This window comes from Schaalia odontolytica (assembly GCF_024584435.1).
GTDB lineage: Bacteria > Actinomycetota > Actinomycetes > Actinomycetales > Actinomycetaceae > Pauljensenia.
Window position 1 is genome coordinate 133,120 of the sequence record NZ_CP102197.1, and the last position, 18,660, is coordinate 151,779.

Annotated in this window: 10 protein-coding genes and 2 CRISPR repeat arrays; of the genes, 6 read left to right on the forward strand and 4 right to left on the reverse strand. The window is 66.6% G+C overall.

The genetic code is table 11. The features are described from left to right. Positions 1 to 400 precede the first annotated feature (400 nt). Positions 401 to 1,568: a CRISPR direct-repeat array (repeat unit 37 nt; unit sequence GTCAGAAAGCACCTAGCGCCATAAGGTGCATTAAGAC). A gap of 175 nt (positions 1,569 to 1,743) precedes the next feature. Beyond that, the gene (locus tag NQK35_RS00645; RefSeq protein WP_257114233.1) at positions 1,744 to 3,048 is read left to right on the forward strand and encodes an ISL3 family transposase; all 1,305 of its coding nucleotides are present in this window, start codon (positions 1,744 to 1,746) and stop codon (positions 3,046 to 3,048) included. A gap of 61 nt (positions 3,049 to 3,109) precedes the next feature. Beyond that, positions 3,110 to 3,881: direct repeats of the CRISPR family, unit length 33 nt; unit sequence ATCAGAAAGCACCTAGCGCCATAAGGTGCATTA. 342 nt (positions 3,882 to 4,223) lie between these two features. Here NQK35_RS00645 and NQK35_RS00650 read toward each other — a convergent pair. The 3 genes from NQK35_RS00650 to NQK35_RS00660 all read right to left on the reverse strand — a co-directional run bounded on the left by NQK35_RS00650 (position 4,224) and on the right by NQK35_RS00660 (position 8,534). Beyond that, entirely contained in the window at positions 4,224 to 5,096 is an 873-nt protein-coding gene (locus NQK35_RS00650) for a hypothetical protein (protein ID WP_257114234.1), read from the reverse strand. Between the two features lie 49 nt (positions 5,097 to 5,145). After that, the gene (locus NQK35_RS00655; protein WP_373567053.1) at positions 5,146 to 5,874 is read right to left on the reverse strand and encodes a DUF6318 family protein; all 729 of its coding nucleotides are present in this window, start codon (positions 5,872 to 5,874) and stop codon (positions 5,146 to 5,148) included. A gap of 881 nt (positions 5,875 to 6,755) precedes the next feature. Next, positions 6,756 to 8,534 (reverse strand): DEAD/DEAH box helicase, encoded by a 1,779-nt coding sequence (locus NQK35_RS00660; protein ID WP_257114236.1) that lies wholly within the window; start codon positions 8,532 to 8,534, stop codon positions 6,756 to 6,758. 252 nt (positions 8,535 to 8,786) lie between these two features. Between NQK35_RS00660 and NQK35_RS00665 the strand changes: the two genes are divergently transcribed. After that, on the forward strand, positions 8,787 to 9,416 hold the full coding sequence (locus NQK35_RS00665; RefSeq protein WP_009212265.1) for a ferritin-like fold-containing protein: 630 nt from the start codon (positions 8,787 to 8,789) through the stop codon (positions 9,414 to 9,416). 96 nt (positions 9,417 to 9,512) lie between these two features. Here the strand turns inward: NQK35_RS00665 and NQK35_RS00670 are convergent, their stop codons facing one another. Next, positions 9,513 to 9,740 (reverse strand): DUF3107 domain-containing protein, encoded by a 228-nt coding sequence (locus NQK35_RS00670; RefSeq protein WP_009212264.1) that lies wholly within the window; start codon positions 9,738 to 9,740, stop codon positions 9,513 to 9,515. Between the two features lie 78 nt (positions 9,741 to 9,818). On the opposite strand from NQK35_RS00670, the gene NQK35_RS00675 reads away from it, so the two are divergent. The 4 genes from NQK35_RS00675 (at position 9,819) to NQK35_RS00690 (ending at position 18,660) form a co-directional block, all read left to right on the forward strand. After that, on the forward strand, positions 9,819 to 13,004 hold the full coding sequence (locus NQK35_RS00675) for a UrvD/REP family ATP-dependent DNA helicase (protein WP_257114237.1): 3,186 nt from the start codon (positions 9,819 to 9,821) through the stop codon (positions 13,002 to 13,004). Positions 13,005 to 13,023: 19 nt separating this feature from the next. After that, positions 13,024 to 16,473 (forward strand): ATP-dependent DNA helicase, encoded by a 3,450-nt coding sequence (locus NQK35_RS00680; RefSeq protein ID WP_257114743.1) that lies wholly within the window; start codon positions 13,024 to 13,026, stop codon positions 16,471 to 16,473. A 194-nt stretch (positions 16,474 to 16,667) separates the two neighbouring features. Continuing rightward, positions 16,668 to 17,225: an ABC transporter substrate-binding protein gene (locus NQK35_RS00685; RefSeq protein WP_232209823.1), complete on the forward strand. Its 558-nt coding sequence runs from the start codon at positions 16,668 to 16,670 to the stop codon at positions 17,223 to 17,225. Between the two features lie 295 nt (positions 17,226 to 17,520). Continuing rightward, on the forward strand, positions 17,521 to 18,660 hold the full coding sequence (locus NQK35_RS00690; RefSeq protein WP_257114238.1) for an ImmA/IrrE family metallo-endopeptidase: 1,140 nt from the start codon (positions 17,521 to 17,523) through the stop codon (positions 18,658 to 18,660).

Below are 18,660 nucleotides of genomic sequence, written 5' to 3' on the forward strand. Positions count from 1 at the left end.
AGGGGGATGTCGGTGGGCGGACCATCGCCCCAGGGGGATGTTGGTGTCGTCGCGTTGGCGGTGGCGCGCGGCGAGGCCTGCGCGTGGTTGCGCGGTGACGCCCGAGGCAGCGGCAACGGGGGAGGGGCTGGGGTGCGTTTCGTGGCGCTGTTCAAGCGGCGAGCGCGCTGCGTGGCGGTCAGCGCGTTGTGCGGCACAGTGGCTAGCCGCGACACGCCGATGTTGATCGGCTTTTCCGGGGCGGGTTCGGCTTCTTGGCGCGTCCGTGGCGATGTGAGGATTTGCAACGAAAACCCTGCTATTCTGGCCGTGTGCTTGCGGGTCGGGCGGGTGCTTTCTCGGCCCCTGGCGATCCGGGGTGGCGTTTCTGCTGGTCACAGGGGGTGCGACACACCGGGCAGTCAGAAAGCACCTAGCGCCATAAGGTGCATTAAGACCAAGTAATTCTCAATGTGATCGAGCACGGATACGCCCACGTCAGAAAGCACCTAGCGCCATAAGGTGCATTAAGACAACAACACATCACCATTGTAGGAAAGCAGCGAGCCAGTCAGAAAGCACCTAGCGCCATAAGGTGCATTAAGACGTGGGTGCAGATGCGTATTCGCTGTATTCGACGATGCACTCGTCAGAAAGCACCTAGCGCCATAAGGTGCATTAAGACAAGGCGACGCGGGGGTCGCGTGGTACCGCCGCGCGGTGGTCAGAAAGCACCTAGCGCCATAAGGTGCATTAAGACCGTATCCAATACCCTTAGGAGGCTCCGTAGCCCCGTCAGAAAGCACCTAGCGCCATAAGGTGCATTAAGACCGAAGACCTTCTTCGGGAGAAGACCCTCGATGAACTTGTCAGAAAGCACCTAGCGCCATAAGGTGCATTAAGACCGTCGATGTTGTAGACCTTACGCCTTACCATCTTTACCCCGTCAGAAAGCACCTAGCGCCATAAGGTGCATTAAGACTGAGGGTTGGTTCTCATTATAGGACGTGTTTTTATCGAAGTCAGAAAGCACCTAGCGCCATAAGGTGCATTAAGACTCAAGAATGGCGAGCTTGACCGGAATGAGCGAGTGGCCGGTCAGAAAGCACCTAGCGCCATAAGGTGCATTAAGACGCTGCCAGAACAGCGAATCAGTTATAGCATTGCGCACCACCGTCAGAAAGCACCTAGCGCCATAAGGTGCATTAAGACCCGATGGCTGTCGCGTTCCATAAGCCGTCTGTGGCTTAGTCAGAAAGCACCTAGCGCCATAAGGTGCATTAAGACCAGCAGCCTTCGCTCCCTCAACGTCAGGAACAACCTGGTCAGAAAGCACCTAGCGCCATAAGGTGCATTAAGACCAGAATTGGACGCTGTGCCGTCTATAATCTGCTGTGCAGCGTCAGAAAGCACCTAGCGCCATAAGGTGCATTAAGACGACACCAAGCCGAGAAGTTAGCTTCGTGAACAAAAGCGGTCAGAAAGCACCTAGCGCCATAAGGTGCATTAAGACCGGATACCAGCGCACGCGATCGCCGACGCGGATAATGACATCAGAAAGCACCTAGCGCCATAAGGTGCATTAAGACCCGTCGGTGGAGCGCATACGAGTGGTGGCCTGTCGCGTATCAGAAAGCACCTAGCGCCATAAGGGGCTCATCCCAAACGAGGGTGGGTGGCGGGGGTGGCGCGTCGGTCTCGGGGTAGGCGTCGAGGTCTTCACATGATGGGAGTTCTCACGCTCCCCATCAGGAAGACCACGACATGCCCGACGGTACCTTCACCACGCCCGATCTGACGACGTTCTGCCGCCTGGACGGTCTCGGGTTGGAGGTGACCGGGCAGCGCCTCGAGCCGGATCGTGCAGTGCTGGCTTGCCGGGTTGTCGATGATGACCGGTGGTGCCGGGGGTGCGGCTGTGAGGGCAGCGTGCACGACGTGGTCACGCGCCGGCTGGCGCACGAGCCGTTCGGGTGGCGACCCACGACGCTGCTGATCGCCGTGCGCCGCTACCGGTGCACCGGCTGCGGGCGGGTGTGGCGGCAGGACACCACAGCCGCGGCCGAGCCGCGCGCGAAGATCTCCCGGGCTGGACTGCGGTGGGCCCTGCTCGCACTGGTCGTGCAGCATCTGAGCGTGGCCCGGATCGCCGAAGGGCTCGCGGTCGCGTGGGATACCGCGAATGAGGCCGTTCTGGCCGAGGGCGCGCGGGTCCTGATCGGCGACCCGGCACGGTTCGACGGGGTCGCGATCATCGGGGTCGACGAGCACGTCTGGCGGCACACGAGGAAGGGCGACAAGTACGTCACCGTCGTCATTGATCTCACCCCGATCCGCGACGGGACCGGCCCGGCACGGCTGTTGGATATGCTCGAGGGCCGCTCCAAGGCCGCGTTCAAGACCTGGCTCGCCGACCGGCCCCAGGCGTGGCGTGACGCGGTGGAGGTGGTCGCGATGGACGGGTTCACCGGGTTCAAGACCGCCGCCGCTGAGGAACTCCCGCGCGCGGTGGCGGTCATGGACCCCTTCCACGTCATCCGGCTCGCCGGGGATGCCCTGGACCAGTGCCGGCGCCGGGTCCAGCAGGACCTGCACGGCCACCGAGGCCGCAGCAACGACCCGCTGTACCGGGCCCGGCGGACCCTGCACACCGGAGAGGACCTGCTCACTGACCGGCAACGCGAACGACTCATGGTCCTGTTCACCAATCCCGAGCACGTCGAGGTCAAAGCCACCTGGGGCATCCTCCAACGGATGATCGCCGCCTACCGCCACCCCGACAGGGCCACCGGCCGGGCGGCGATGAGCGCCGTCATCGCCGCCCTGCGCGACGGCGTGCCCGCGGTCTTGGCCGAGCTCCGTCGCCTGGGTCGAACCCTGAACCAGCGCGCAGCTGACGTGCTGGCCTACTTCGAGCGCCCGGGGACCTCCAACGGCCCCACCGAAGCCCTGAACGGGCGGCTCGAACACCTCCGCGGATCCGCTCTCGGCTTCCGCAACCTCAACAACTACATCGCCCGCTGCCTACTCGAGACCGGCGGCTTCAGAACCCACCCTGCATTGGGATGAGCCCCATAAGGTGCATTAAGACGCTTCTTCAAGCACCGCCACACGCGGCCCACGTGCTTGCGTCAGAAAGCACCTAGCGCCATAAGGTGCATTAAGACCGCGTAGCTCGCCTCGCGTGGGATCCAGCAACCGGAGCGTATCAGAAAGCACCTAGCGCCATAAGGTGCATTAAGACTACCAATTCGACAGCTGGAGGCCGGAGACCTTCGTGATCAGAAAGCACCTAGCGCCATAAGGTGCATTAGGACTTAGACAGTCCCCCCGACGCAATATTGGCGGCATCTGAAAAATCAGAAAGCACCTAGCGCCATAAGGTGCATTAAGACAATCGGGACGCGGCGCATCATCGGCTCGATGTCCCGCAAATCAGAAAGCACCTAGCGCCATAAGGTGCATTAAGACAGCACACAAACAATCCGGCGAAGATGAGCAGGAGGAGTCAGAAAGCACCTAGCGCTATAAGGTGCATTAAGACGGGACAGTCGGCGCCGGAGCAGGACGGCCGAGCACGCCAGAAAGCACCTAGCACCATAAGGTGCATTAGGACGCTCGGTGTCGGTGCAGATGATCTCCACAGGGTCGGAGTCAGAAAGCACCTAGCGCTATAAGGTGCATTACGACTTGATGGATTCAGCGCTGTAGTAGTCAGTTTCGGTCAGAAAGCACCTAGCGCCATAAGGCGCATTAAGACAGAACCCCCACGCGGGGACGGTGGCGGGGTCAAGTGTCGTCAGAAAGCACCTAGCGCCATAAGGTGCATTAAGACATGATCGGTTCGTTCACGCAGTCGGCGTAGTCGGGTCAGAAAGCACTTTGCGCCATAAGGTGTATTAGGACGGGTGGTTGTTGGTTTGGGTCCAGCCGCAGGAGCGCGAACTCTTCGGCGAAGACGCGCCCCGCAGAAACAAACCGCCAACAACTTGCGCACAGGCCAGTAGTGAAACCCGGGCCGCCCCTGTCTGTGGTGTTGGGCGGGCTAGTGAAACCGCGACCGCCCCTGCTTCGCGTGAATCGCCGGATAGTGGTGTTTTTCTTCAGGCGGGGGTGGTCTGGGTTTCATGCGGCGCCCGGCAAGGGGTGGCGGGGGTGGTCTGGGTTTCACGCGGCGCCCGAGAAGGGGGTGGCTGTGTGGCCCTGGGGTCCTACTGGTCTGGGGTGTGGTGCCTGTTGGGTGTTTAGTGGCCTTGTTTTTCTTCTGCGGTGTCGGTGTTGTTGATGATGAGGTGGTCGAGGCGGAAGGGGTCGGTTGTTTCGGTGGTGGTGACCAGGCCGTTGATGGTTTGTGTGTCTCCGGTGAAGGGGTTGGTGGCGGTGCCTGCCCATGTGGTGGTCAGGGTGATGGTGCGTGTGGCCTTGGGGTAGGGGCCGTCGAGGAAGGATTTCCACCCGCCTGGTGCGGTGTAGTAGTGGCGTATGAGGGTCGGGTCGGTGTTGGGGTCCATCCCCGTCACCCACGGCGCTCCTGGTGAGGAGGTCACCGTGTTTGGTGTGTCGTCTCCCCAGTTCCACGTGTATTCCTGGGCTGTGAGGGTCACGGTGACATCCCTCCCCAGGAGCCGCACGGTGTGGGTTTGGGTGGGGTGAGTGACGTTGACCAGGGTGGGGATGCGCCGGTTCGTGTAGGACACCCCTTCGGGGCGTTTGCGTAGGCCTGCGCCGTCGGGGTGGATGAGGGTGGCTGCTGCTAGGAGGAGTTCGCGCGTGGTGGGTGGCCTGTTCTGGGGTGCGTCCTGGCCGGGTTCGGGTGGCGGGTAGGCGCACACCCAGCTCCCGTGCGTAAAAGGGTCATCCCCATACGGATTCGTCTCCACCGCGCAATGAGCGAAATCAAAATACGCACCAGCCTCACTCGCAGGAGTCGCCTCATTCGACTGACGCGTCGTATCATCACCCGCAGTCGTGATCGGACCCGACGTTGGCTGACCTGCTTGCCGGACTTGTTGTTGCTCCCATAGGGCAGCCGCAAGATCGCCTCCCTCACGCGTCACCTCGAGACCTTGACGATTGTCATCAATATCGTCAGCGATGGCCGCGGGAGGAATACTCACAAACAAGAGACTAACGACAGGCACCAGTGTCGACACTACAATGGTCTTACTATTCTTCATGAGTCGTCGCACTTCCCTGCGTCTCTACCCATCGTCCATCTTTCCAGGTCATAAACAGGGACATGGTGGACGTATACTCCTTTTCCTTTACAGTGATCTTCTGACCTCTGCAGGTGACACCATCATTGGACTTGAGCTCGAACCTCACACCAATAGTGTTTGGTTGAACGTTTCCCCCATCAGCGGGGACAGGCTCAAGCCGAAGTACATGTACGACCGTCGACTGATTTCCGTAGGTCCAGCCATCCTTATAGACCTCGTTTATCCGCCGGATATACTCAGAAGCGAACTCCGATGAAGGGTCTGACATGTTGGCGAGTGGTGTGGTGTCTCCGGTGTTCCACGCGTAGACGCCAAGTGCGAGGTAGTGTTCGGCTGCGGCTTCTGCTCCTCGCTCACTGTTTTCTGTGGCGGCTTGGGGGAGTTCGGGCAGGGTGTAGGTGGAGGCGGCGTGTTCGGCGGGCCGCACCAGGACGCCGTCTGGGCCGACCTGGTAGCCGCCGGACATGGGGGCCTGACTCGAACCGGTCGCTGTGGGTGTGGGGGCCCGGCCCGACATGGCGGACCGCGTGGGAATAGTGGTGGGGTTTTCGCCCCAGGCGCGCCACCAGCCCTCGGCGACACCGTTGATGTAGACGGCGTAGCAGCCCGCGACGATCAACACGACGACGGCGATGCGGATACCCCAATCCACCGGATCAGCACGCAACCAAGCCACGCCCCCACTCTGACTGCCGCTGTCGACGGCGGCGCCACCCTCACCAGGCCCACCCTCCCCACCACCGCCGCGCACGCTACCGCGTGCGCGCGGAGCCCGCACCCAGCCCGGCCGCCATCTCCTCGGCCCGATGAAACGCCGACCGAAGAGGCCTCGCCGGGGTTGAATAGAGCGCAGGAAGGCCTCTTCCTCCTCCTGGCTCACGGGTCGCTCGGACAGGGGTGGTATCTCCATGGCGTGTGCCCTCCACACTGAGGTCTCCTCCAACGCGCCCCCACCACCGGGACCGCGCCCTTACACACCACCATACGCCAAGAACCGACACGAAACAATAAGAATACACTGTAATCATCATCTGGGCGTTTCAGCTACCGCCCGGCTCGCCAGTGAGCCGTCGCATGTTTTTGCACGTTAACCGCCGAGTGTCACCGTGAGCTACAGTCGTCCTCAAGGGGAGCGCTTCTCGTCCATGAAGCGGCGGGCAAATTCGGTGGGGCTCGACGAGTGAGCCATGCGGCCGCGCGTGCCCGCAAGCCCCTTGACGAGAAATAGCCCGGGATTGCGGGTTGACACACTCGACGGCCGACTGCGAACTCGCTTATCGCCCATCCGCGCGGCGTACCTGTTGCCCGGTGATCCGCAGACACGCACGGGCAGTGAAGAGACCAGGCCGTGCCGGGCAACACGTGCCGCCAAGTGGCGCGCTTACCCACTAGAGGGCAGTCCTAACCCACCGATGTACGCGTTGACCCACCTAGTGGCGCATGGGCACCGCCGCCCACGTTCCACTAGGTGGGTTAACTTGCGCAGCAGGGGCGGGGCAGGGGACTAACGCGTCGCCCCGCAGCCCGCCCCGTAGCCAGCCCCGCAGAGCGAGCGCCTCACTCGCCGCCCTTGCGGCGGCGAATGCGCTTGCGGGCGCGGGGTGTGCGCTCAGAAGTAGAACCAGCCGCAGTGGAATCGGCCGAGCCCGGGCGCGGCGAGTGCTCGCCGCGCCCGCGGCCCCTCGTCCCGCGATCCGAGCGGCCACCCTTACCGGCGTTGAGCGTGCGATCCCCATCCTGGGATCCGCGCGCCCGCGAGCCGCGCGAAGAACGACCGGAATCGCCGCTGCGAGCGGAACGACCGCGGCCACCACGCGAGCCCGAACGGCCGCCGCGGCCTCGACCCTCGCGGCGAGGAGACGAACCGCCCAGGTCCTCCAAGACCTCCGCATCCAGGCCGGCGCGCGTGCGCTTGGCGCGCGGGAGACGCCCCGTCGTGCCCTCCGGAATATCCAGGTCGGTGAACAGGTGAGGGGAGGTGTGGTACGTCTCGAGCGGATCCGGCACGCCCAGGCCCAGGGCCTTGGAGATGAGCGACCAGCGCGGTGTGTCGTCCCAATCCACGAACGTCACCGCCGTCCCCGAATTCCCGGCGCGACCCGTGCGCCCGATGCGGTGAATGTAGATCTTCTCGTCCTCGGGGCACTGGTAGTTGATGACGTGGGTGACGTCGTCGACGTCGATGCCTCGTGCGGCCACGTCCGTGGCAACCAGGACATCCACCTTGCCCTTGCGGAACGCGCGCAGCGCCTGCTCGCGTGCGCCCTGCCCCAGGTCCCCGTGCAGCGCGCCCACCGCGAAGCCGCGGGCCGTCAGATCCTCGCCCAGGCGGGCCGCCGTGCGCTTGGTGCGGCAGAAGATCACGGTGCGGCCACGCCCCTCGGCCTGCAGGATGCGGGCCACGACCTCCACCTTGTTCATGGCGTGAACCCGGTAGATGACCTGCTTGACCGTGTTCACGGTCTGATTCTGATCGTCCGGATCCTGCGCGCGAATGTGCGTGGGGTGAACCATGAAGCGGCGCGCCAGGGCGACCACCGGTCCGGGCATCGTCGCGGAAAACAGCATGGTGTGGCGGTTCTCGGGCACCCGGCCGAGCAGCGTCTCCACGTCGGGCAGGAAGCCCAGGTCCAGCATCTCGTCGGCCTCGTCGAGGACGACCGTCTCGACGCCGGACAGGTGCAGGTGCCCCTTGCGCAGCAGGTCGATGAGGCGCCCGGGAGTACCCACGACGATGTCGGCCCCGCGCGTGAGAGCCTCGATCTGGGGTTCGAAGGCGACGCCGCCGTAGATCTCCACGATGCGGGTGGACAGGTACTTCGCGGCGTCGCGCAGGTCCTGAGCGACCTGCTTGGTGAGCTCGCGTGTCGGCAGGATGATGAGGGCCTGGGGCTTGTTCGGGTTGAGCAGGTCCTCGTAGCCCTCCTCGTCGGGAGCGATGACATCCTCCAGGACCGGGATGCCGAAGCCGAGAGTCTTGCCGGTGCCCGTCTTGGCCTGGCCGATGATGTCGTGGCGATCCAGCGCGGGCCCCAGGGTCAGCGCCTGAATCGGGAAGGGGTGCGTGATTCCCTTATCCTCGAGCGCGTCAACGATGGGGTCGGTGACGCCAAAGTCGGCGAAAGACTTCTTGTCCAGGTCCTCGTCACCCTTGTCGGTAATGTCGGGGGTGGCTTCCTCCTGCGCCGGGGCCTCGGGGTGGATGTTGCCCAGGCGCACGACCCCCGCCGAGTACTCGACGGGCGAGGCGTCGGCGGGCACCTGGGGGCCGGTGGCCTGGTCGGTTGCGTCGTTGCTGGGGGTGGGCGCGGTGGCCTCGTTGCTCGTGTTGGTCACGATCTACCTTGTCTCCCGGGCTCTTCCGGGGTTGGGGTCGGTGCCGATCGCGCATTGCCTGGCGCGGGGATGCACGTCCGCGCCTCCGTGTGAAGAGTCAAGAATGCGACCGGTCTTTGATTGGTCGCTGTTCAGTGTAACCGTGCCGACCGCAATAGCGGGGGAGGGGATGATCACAGAGCGGCCGTGTCGGGGGTGCTTGCGGGGGCGGAATGAGGCTCACGCGGCGCCGTCAGGCACTATGCTGGAGTCATGGCACACGACTACGTTCCCGTTCCCGCCGAAGACGCCGACGTCGTCGGTATTCTCGCCTATTCCTCGCTGGCGTTCATGACTCGCCTGGCCAAGGACGGCGAGCAGGCACCGTCCTTCGAGGCCCACGTCGAACACGCCCGCATGTCCGCCCAGTGCTACGCCCTGTATCGCCAGCTTGAGGTGTGGAGCCAGCACCGCGGATTCGACCTGATGGCCGCCGCCGAGGTCTTCTCTCGAACCTACGATGACCTGGACGCGCGCACGCGCCCCACGACCTTCGCCGAGCGCAGCGTCAAGACCTTCATTACGCGCGGCATGCTCGGAGACATGATGCTGCGCGTCGCCCAGACACACAAGCTCTTCGAGGGCATGGAGGACGTGTGGCCCTTCGAGCAGGGACACTGGGTGCGCGCGCACCTCGGGCCGCGAATCGAGGAGGACCCGCAGCTCGCGGCTCGCCTGTCCCTGTGGGGTCGGCGCGTCGCCGGCGAGGCCCTCGGTCTGGTGCGGGCAACGCTGTTCACCTACCCGACGCTGGCAGCCACCCCGGAGAACGCGGACGCGATCACGGAGTACGTGATCGCGCGCCACGGGGAGCGCATGCGCGACATCCACCTCAAGGCCTAGCTTCGGCCCCGCGTGGCGGCGGCCTCGCGCGTACGAGCGTCAGGCCGGTGCCGGGCGGCTGCGAGGACTTTCTCCCGGCCTCGTCGCCCCTCGGGGTCAGCCGATCGCGAAACCGACGCGGCGCTCGTTCTTGCTGGCGATCTGTACGTAGCCCAGGGCGCGGGTGGGAACGAGGAGACGCTGCCCCTTGGAGCCGGTGAGGTCGAGGAGGCCGTTGGCTGAGGCGAGCGCCTCGTTGACCTTCGACACGAGTTCGCTCTCGCTCATGTCAACGTCGAGGGCGAGCTGGCGGGTGTTGTCACGAATCCCGATGAAAATCTCCATGAATGCTCCTTGCTGGAAAAAGCCGTCACCACCATCATATGTGTCACAGATGCCAGCGGTGTCTGCCAGTATTGCGTCATGAGCGAAATCAAGGTCAGGTTGCGTGCGCGCCCCGCCTCGTGGTGGCGGCTGCCCGAGCTGAACCCCCAGCAGGCGGAGGTCCTTCGCGCCTCGCGGGTCGGCGACGTCGTCGCCCGGGGCGCCCCCTCCTCGGGGCGCAGCACGTGCGCGCTCGCGGCATTCGAGGCGGAGAACGCCGCGGGACGCTCGGCCGTGATCCTCACCCCCGACCGCGCTCGCGCCGACCTGCTCACCCCCCGCGCGCAGGCCCTCGCGCCCGACGCGGTGCGCCCCTGCCGCACCCCCGCCTCCTTCGCCTACCAGGTGGTGGCCACCTGGCGCACCCAGCGCGCCGTTCCCCTTGACGGGGTCGAGCTGGTGACGGGATCCTCCCAGGACCAGATGCTCGCCCAGCTTCTCGAGACCGTGGACGCTCCCTGGCCGAGTGAGATCGGCCCCCAGATGCGCGCCATGCCCGCCTTCCGCGCGGAGCTGCGAAACCTGGTCGCCCGCGCGGGGGAGGCCGGGATGAACGCGGCCTCGCTGGCCGAGGCGGGGGGCAGGTTCTGCAGGCCCGAATGGGAGGCCGCGGGCGCCATCGTTGCCGCCCTCGAAGAGGGCCCCCAGCGCAGCCCGGAATACTCGGGGACCCTGCGCGTGGACCTGTCGCGCATCCAGTCCCTCGCCGCCGACCTGATCCGCTTCTGGCAGAGCGAGGCCCCCACGCGCGGGGTGCAGGCGCCCTGTCCGGTGCCCGACCTCGTCGTCGTCGACGATCTCCAGGACTGTACGCCCTCGACGCTGACCCTTCTCGCGGCGTGCCGCGAGAAGGGGGCTCGGATCGTTGCCTTCTCCGACGCGGACGTCGCGGTCGCCGGGTACCGGGGCGGCGAGCCGCACCTTGACCGCCGCCTCGCCTCCCTCCTTCGCGTGGACATCCGTGAACTCGGCCAGGTGTACGCGATGTCCGCGCCTGTGCGCGAGCTCGCCCGGCAGGCATGCTCGCGCATCACCCAATCCGGCTCGCCTGCCCGCCGCAACGCCCGGGTCGGCGACGACGCGCCCCGGGGAGGCCTGGTGACGCACCTGGGGGCAACGCCCTCGCAGATGGGCGCCCTCATCGCTCGCGCGCTGCGGTCCCACCACCTGCACGACGGCATCGACTTCGCGGACCAGGCCGTCATCGTGCGCAGCGCATCCATGGTCGCCGAGACGCGCCGCTACCTGGCGCGCGGCGGCGTTCCCCTGGCCGGCGGCGGGCGGGCCTTCGACTTCGCCAGTCAGCCCACGACGCGCCTCCTCCTCGACCTCATCACGGTGCCGACGGGCTCCACGGGCACGGACGAGGCCGCCCGCCGCGAGCTGGCCGAGCGCCTCCTGCCTTCGCCCCTCGTTCGCGCCGACCCCCTGGCCACGCGCCGCCTGCTGCGCCGCCTGAACGCCGCGCGCACCCAGGCGGCCGAGGAGGACGGCGACCCGGTGGCGCCGATCCCGCTGACGTCGGCCGACCTCGTGGCCGACCCGCGCACCTGGCGCCCCACCATCGAGGAGGCCGAGCGTGCCGGAGGCAAGCGCGCCCGCGCCGCAAGCGCGCTCGCGCGGCCACTCGAGGTCGCCTCGCGCCTGTGGGACCTGGGAATGAACGGCAGCGACCGCCCGCAGGAACGCCTGTGGGAGCTGTGGGAGGCCGCCGGCGTCGCGGACGAGTGGCGCTCCCGAGCGATCGCGTCGGACGAGTCCTCGGGGTGGTACGACGACCAGCTGGACGCCGTCGTCGCTCTCCTGCGCGTCGCCGACGTGTGGCAGCAGCGCAACCCCGCCACAAGTGCGGCGCAATTCGCCGCCGAATTGGCCTCGGGCACGGTCCCCATCGACACGATCTCACGCGTGGGCGTGCGGCCCGCGGGCGTCGAGGTCCTCACCCCCGCCCAGGCGATGGGCCGCCACTGGGAGGTCGTCGTCCTCGCCGGCCTGCAGGACGGGGCGTGGCCAAACCTGCGGCTGCGCGACCGGATCCTGCGCGCAGACCTGCTGGCGGACGCGGGCGCGGGACGAACCAGTGTGGGGGAGGACGGCCGCGAAGAACTCATCGATTCCGTGCGGGCCGCTCGCGCCGCGGTGCTTGATGACGAGTACCGGCTCTTCGTCGCGGCCGTGACGAGGGCTCGGCGCGTCGTCCACGCCGGTGCCGTGCGCGCGGAGGACGCCGCACCCTCCGTCTTCTTCGACCTGGTGGCTCGCCTGGCGGACACTCCCCGCGTCGGTGACCTGGTACCCGTGGATCCGGTGGACGCGCCCCTGTCACTGTCCGGACACATCGCCGACCTGCGTGCGCGCGCGGCAGCCCCCGACGACCCGGCGGACGCCGACCTGGCGGCCACCCTCCTGGCCCTGCTGGCGCGCGAGGGCATCGCCTCGGCTCAGCCGCACCGCTGGCTGGGCGCGGGCGGAACTCCCACCTGCGCCCGGGACTACCGGGGCGACATCGTGCTGTCCCCCTCGCAATTCGAACGCGCGCTGGTGTGCCCCCTCAGGTGGTTCCTCACGACGGTGGGGGCCGAAGGCACGGCCAACGCGGCGGCAAGCCTGGGAACCCTCGTGCACGCGGTCGCCGAGGAGAACCCGCACGGCACCGCGGAGGAACTGACCGAGGCCCTCGAGGCTCGCATCGACGAGCTGGGCTACAACCTGGACACGTGGGCGGGCCGCGTCGCCGACAGGCGCGCACACGCGATCGTCGACAACCTGGCCAGCTACGTCGTGGGTGTCCCCGGAGACGTCGACGTCGAAGAGACGGTGGAGGCCACGGTCGAGGGCGTGACCATCCGCGGCCGAATGGACCGCCTCGAGCACGTCGACGAGGGCGTGCGCGTCACGGACCTGAAGACCGGCAAGGGCGGCTACACGAAGGCGAGCGTGCGAGACAACCCCCAGCTCGCCGCGTACCAGATGGCCCTCATCGCCTCGGGACGATCGGTCGCGGGCGCGCGCATCGCCCTGCTCGGCGGCGCGAAGCCGCAGATCCTGGATCAGCCACCGCTGCGCGGGCAAGAACTGGAGAAGTGGCTCGATTGCGTGCGCGAGGTGGCTCTCGGCGCCCGCGGCCCCTACTTCCAGGCACGGCCCTCGCAGGAGGCCTGCCGATACTGCTCCTTCGACCGGCTGTGCCCGGCACGCGAGCGAGGCCGCAAGGTGGTGGAATGACGTGGAACAGGAGAGCGCGATGAGCGTGAGCGCCACCCAGATCCAGGCGATCGTTGACCGCTCGAAGACCCCGACGCCCGAGCAGGTGCGCGTGGTGGAATCCCCGCGCCGTCCCCTCCTGGTGGTCGCGGGCGCCGGGTCGGGCAAGACGGAGACCATGTCGATGAGGGTCCTGTGGCTCCTGGCCAATCACCCGGACCTCACGCCGGCCTCGATCCTGGGCCTGACCTTCACGCGCAAGGCGGCGGGGGAACTGGGGGACCGACTGCGGGCGCGCATCCGCCTCCTCGCGGAGGCGATGCCTCACCTGCGCGAGCGCCTGGACGCGGACCCGGTGTCCCTGACCTACAACTCCTTCGCCGAACGCATCGTCTCCGAGCACGGGATGCGCATCGGCATCGACCCCGACTTCTCGATGCTCTCCGAGGCCGGAGCGCTGGACATGATGCTTCAGATCGTCGAGGCGTGGCCAAGCGACCTCGATGAGGAACTCACGCCCCTGGGCGCCGTCTCCCAGATCCTTCACCTGGCCGGGGAGATCGCCGAGCACGGTTACACGGTCTCCAGCGCCCGGGAGGCACTCGAAGAGTTTGGCCGCGAGCTGGAACAGGTGGGCGACACGAACGAGGACGCGAGGCGGCTCCTGCGCGCCAACCGTCGTCGCATCGCCTTCCTCGGCCCCATCGAGGCCTACCAGCAGCGCAAACGGGACCTGGGATTCCTGGACTTTTCCGACCAGCTGGTCCTGGCCACGCGCATCGTCCGCGAGGCGCCGGTGGTCCGCGAGGCGCTGCGCGAGGAGTTCCGCGCCGTCCTGCTCGACGAGTTCCAGGACACGTCCGTCATCCAGATGGACCTGCTCTCCATGCTCTTTGGCGACCACGCGGTCACCGCGGTCGGCGACCCGAATCAGGCGATCTACGGGTGGCGGGGGGCCTCGGCCTCGTCCCTTGAGTCCTTCCTCGAACGCTTCTGCTCCGCCCCGGCCACGCCGGAGCAGACCCTCACCCTGTCCACCGCGTGGCGCAACGACCGGGCGATCCTGGACGCCGCGAACCGCGTGGCCGCGCCCCTACGCGAGGTCGCCGCCTATCAGGAGGGCAAGCGTGCGCTCAACGCCCAGTCGCCCATCCTGGTGGCACGCGGAGGAGCGGGAGACGGACGCGTCGAGGTCGCCTACGCCCCCGCCTACGAGGACGCGCTGGGGGTGGTCGTCGACTTCGTGCAGCGCATGCGCTCGCGGGCCGGCGAGGGCGGCAAGCGGCGCACGGTCGCCGTGCTGTGCAGGCGACGCAAGGACTTTGCCTACGTGGACGCGGCGCTGCGGGACGGGGGAATCCCCACGGAGATCGTGGGCCTGGGGGGTCTGCTCGACCAGGGGGCGGTCCAAGACGTGCGCGCCGCGCTGGAGCTGGCCCACGACGTGGGTGCGTCCCCGTGGCTGGCGCGCCTCCTGGCGGGCATCGACCTGGGGGCCGCGGACCTGATGGCGCTGGGCGATTGGGCGCGCGTCCTTGCTCGGGCGGAGGGCGCGAGCGCCCACCAGGCGGTCCTCCTCGACGCGGTGGATGCTCCCCCGCAGCCGGGCTGGTCGGCCGAGGGACGTCCGGCGATCAGCGAGGAGGCGGTGCGCCGTGTTCGCCTGCTGGGCGAGCGGCTGCGGGCCGTGCGCGAGGGGGTGGGGCGCACCGTCGTGGAACAGGTGGAACGCGCGATCCGCATCATGGGAACCCTCGACGACGTCATCGCCGATCCTCTGTCGATGGGTGGGCGCGCCGCATTGGATGAGTTCATCTCGGTGGCCGCCGCCTACGAGAGGGACACGCCGGGAGCGTCGCTGGGATCATTCCTCGCCTACCTGCGCATGGCGGACGAGCGCGAGGACGGGCTCGAGGCACCCCTGGGGGAACCCGATCCGCGCGCCGTGCAGATCATGACGGTCCACGCCTCCAAGGGACTCGAGTGGGATTGCGTCGTCGTCTTCGGTTTGAGCGACGGCGTCTTCCCGTCGCACGACAAGCGCAAGACGGTGTCGTGGCTGGACGAGCCGCCGATCGACTCCGCGTGGCTGACGGATGCGAGCGCGTTGCCTCACCCGCTGCGCGGGGACCGCGCCGACCTGCCGCCCTTCGCGTTGGATGTGGAGGGCGAGGCCAAGCCTTCCGCCGCGTACTCCAAGTGGATGAAGGGACACTACGGTCGCGCCCTGGGCGTGCACGCAGAGCGCGAGGAGCGACGCCTGGCGTACGTGGCGATGACTCGGGCGCGTAGCGCCCAGCTCCTGGTGGGTTCCTGGATCTATCGGATGGGTTCGGCGATGAGGCAGCCGTCGCGCTACCTGATGGAGGCACGCGACGAGCTTTTCGGTCAGGAACCGGACCTGGTCGATGATTCGCTGACGCGCGTCGATGACCGCGGCGTGTGGGCCAGGGGGGACTGGCGAGGCCTGGGGGTCGAGTCGGTGTCCGGGGCGGGGGCGTGCCTGATCGCCCCGCAGCCCGACGACGAGGAGATCGCTCAGAGTTGCGCCGCGGCGGCCTCGGCGACCTTCCCGGAGGAACCGGGTCCCTCGCGTCGACTGGTGGCTGGTGCGGCCGCGGCCGTGGAGGCGCAGATCCGAGCCCTGGCCGGGGACCACGACGTGTACGAGGCCCTGGCCGAGCTGGGCGACGACCCCGCGGTGAGGGACACGGTTGCCCTGATCGAGGAATATCACCTGGGGCTCGAGACCCCGGTCGTGGACCTGTGGGCCGAGAGGGTCCCCGCAACCTCCGTCTCGGCGCTCCTCCACGATGGCGAGGAGTTTGCGCGCGACATGCGTCGCCCCATGCCGTCCAGGCCCAGCTCCTTGTCCGCGCTCGGCACCGTGTTCCATGCGTGGGTGGAGCGAGAACTTCACCTGGCCTCCGCGGATCCCGCCTCCGAGGCCTTCGAGCTTGCCACCGGCGAGGACGCCGCGTTGGCGGGCGGGGACGGCGCGGACGAGGCCCTGCTGACGGAGGGGGAACGCGGCCGCCTCGACCGACTCCGCGCGAACTTCCGCGCGTTTGTCGCCACGCGCCTCGCGGGCTATCGGGCGGTCGCGATCGAGGAGGCCTTCTCCGTGGAGGTGGGCGGCGTCTCCGTCCAGGGGCGCATCGACGCCGTCTTTGAGCGAGTGGGCGAGCAGGGGCCGCGTTTCCTGGTGGTCGATTGGAAGAGCGGGGCGCCGATCACCGCGGCGACGAAGCCCGACAAGATCGCCTACTTCGTCACCCAGCTGCGCCTGTACCGGCGCGCATGGGCGGCCCGCACGGGGGTGGGCCCAGAGGAGGTGGGGGCGATGGTCGCTTTCCTGGCGGGTCCCTCCCACTTCTCGCTTGACGAGCTGGAAGACGCCCTCGGTGGTGCCGCGCCGCTGGACGAGGCGCTGCGAGGCGCGCTGGGGAGGGCAGAGACGTCCCCCGGGGGAGGAGATGCCCCCGAGTGAGTCTTGCGGGTCATGGACGATTGACAGGCCTTTTGTGGATCGGCCATCACGGCTCTCACCTGCGCGAATGGGCCGCCTGACACGGGCGAGGGCGCGCGTTGGGCCTCCTTCAGTGCGTGACCTTCCGCTTGTTGGTCCCGGGGATACGCTGGTACAGTTGTCCTGTCAATTTCAATGACGAGAGACGGCACATATTGGACTGCCCCACGGGTGCGCTACTCGCAGGCGCCTGCGGTTCGGGCGGATCCTCGGCGGGTGGCTCCGGCGGCGACCGGGTCCACCAGATGTACACGTGGGTGTCCACGGAGAACGACCGCGCCCAGTGGCAGTCCTTCGTGGACGCCGCCAAGGAGAAGGACCCGAACTTCACCCTGACCTTCGACGGTCCGTCCTTCAACGACTACTGGACCAAGGTCAAGACGCGCATGGTGGGATCCGACGCGCCCTGTATCCTCACCACGCAGGCCGCTCGCGCACAGGAACTTTCCGGACTTCTCGAGCCTCTCGACTCCTACATGGAAGCCGCTGGAATCCACGCCTCCGACTATAACGCTGCGATGATGCAGGGGATGACGGTGGACGGCAAGGTCCTGGCACTGCCCTACGACGCCGAGCCGGACGTCCTGTACTACAACCGCGAGATGTTCGAAAAGGCCGGGCTGAGCGAGCCCACGACCTCCTACACGACGGAGCAGTTCCTCAAGGACGCGAAGGCTCTGACGCCCGGCGCGGCGTGCTCGTGGGACGGCTGACCCTGCGGGCGGGGGAGCGGCCGCCGTGCGACGCGCGTGGGGATTCCTTCCCCGTCGTCGTTGACGCCCCTCGGTCCTAACGCGAGGGTGTGGGTGCGGGCAATGCTCGCACCCACACCCTGTCCACACCAGCAGCGGCACCGTCGCCACGATCGTCGTCGCGACGGCTAGCGCATAGTCGGAGACTCTTGTTCCGATGGGGTGATATCGCATGGGAAGTGCCCCAAGGAGATGGAAACGACAGGAGCTCACTGTACGATGAGGTCATCGATACGTGCCCGGGAGGAGGGACGCTATGAGCGCGCGCGTGGCTGTCAGTCAGTCAGTGCTGTCGTGGGCCCTCCAGCGTTCTGAGCGTACCTACGAGGAAGCACTGACGAAGTTCCCGCACCTTGGGGACTGGATGGATGGAAGTCTCCAGCCTACCCTCCGCGACCTTGAGAAGTTCGCGGTCTTCACCCACACGTCCCTCGGTGCGCTCATCATGCCTGAACCTCCTGATGAGACGCTGCCCATCGCCGACATGCGCACCCGTGAGAGTGCCGTCATCGAGCGTCCCTCCGGGAACCTTCTCGACACCATCGACCGTTATCAGCAGTTCCAGGATTGGTATCATGATTACGCTCTTGAACAGGGGGCCGAGAAGCTTCCATTCTTGGGCAGCGTGAATGGGGACGCTGATCCCCGCCGTGTTGCTCGGGATGTGCGTAGTCTCCTGCAGCTTGAACTATTGGAAGCGAAGGCACCGGATCAGTGGCGTCGTCGTCTTGTGAGTGTGCTCGAAGATGCAGGCGTGTTGGTTATGATGAGCGGAATCGTTGGAGCGAATACTCAACGGCCTCTATCTACGGACGAGTTTCGTGGCTTTAGCCTTTACGATGACATTGCCCCGCTGATTTTCGTCAATCTCGCCCGAGAACCATACAGTGCTCAAAACTTCACGCTTGTTCACGAGTTTGCGCACTTGCTGCTAGGGCATAGTGCGCTTTCAGGAGGAGATAATACGCTGGGGGGCAGTGGCGAGGAAGCATGGTGCAACAAGGTTGCCGCTCTTACGCTTCTGCCTGATGAAGCGCTTGATGCTTTCAACGGTGCAGAATCTGTCCAGGATTATCGTCAGGCCGCGCGAAGGTTCGGCGTTTCCGCCGAGGTCGCACTTCACCGGATGCGTAGCGCCGGGCAAATTGGGGAGCAGAAGTACCGCCGGGTATTGGATGCCGTGCACGCTGACTATGGCACGGATAAATCTCATGCCAGTAGTGGTGGCGGTAACTACTACAACACCCTCACCGCGCGTCTTGGGCGTTCATTTGCGACCGCGGTCATCACATCCACCTTGGAGGGGCGTACGGGATTCACGGAGAGTTTCCGTATGATCGGCACCCACAAGAGGGACGTGTTCGACAAGCTGGCGAAACACCTCCAGGTGGTGTGA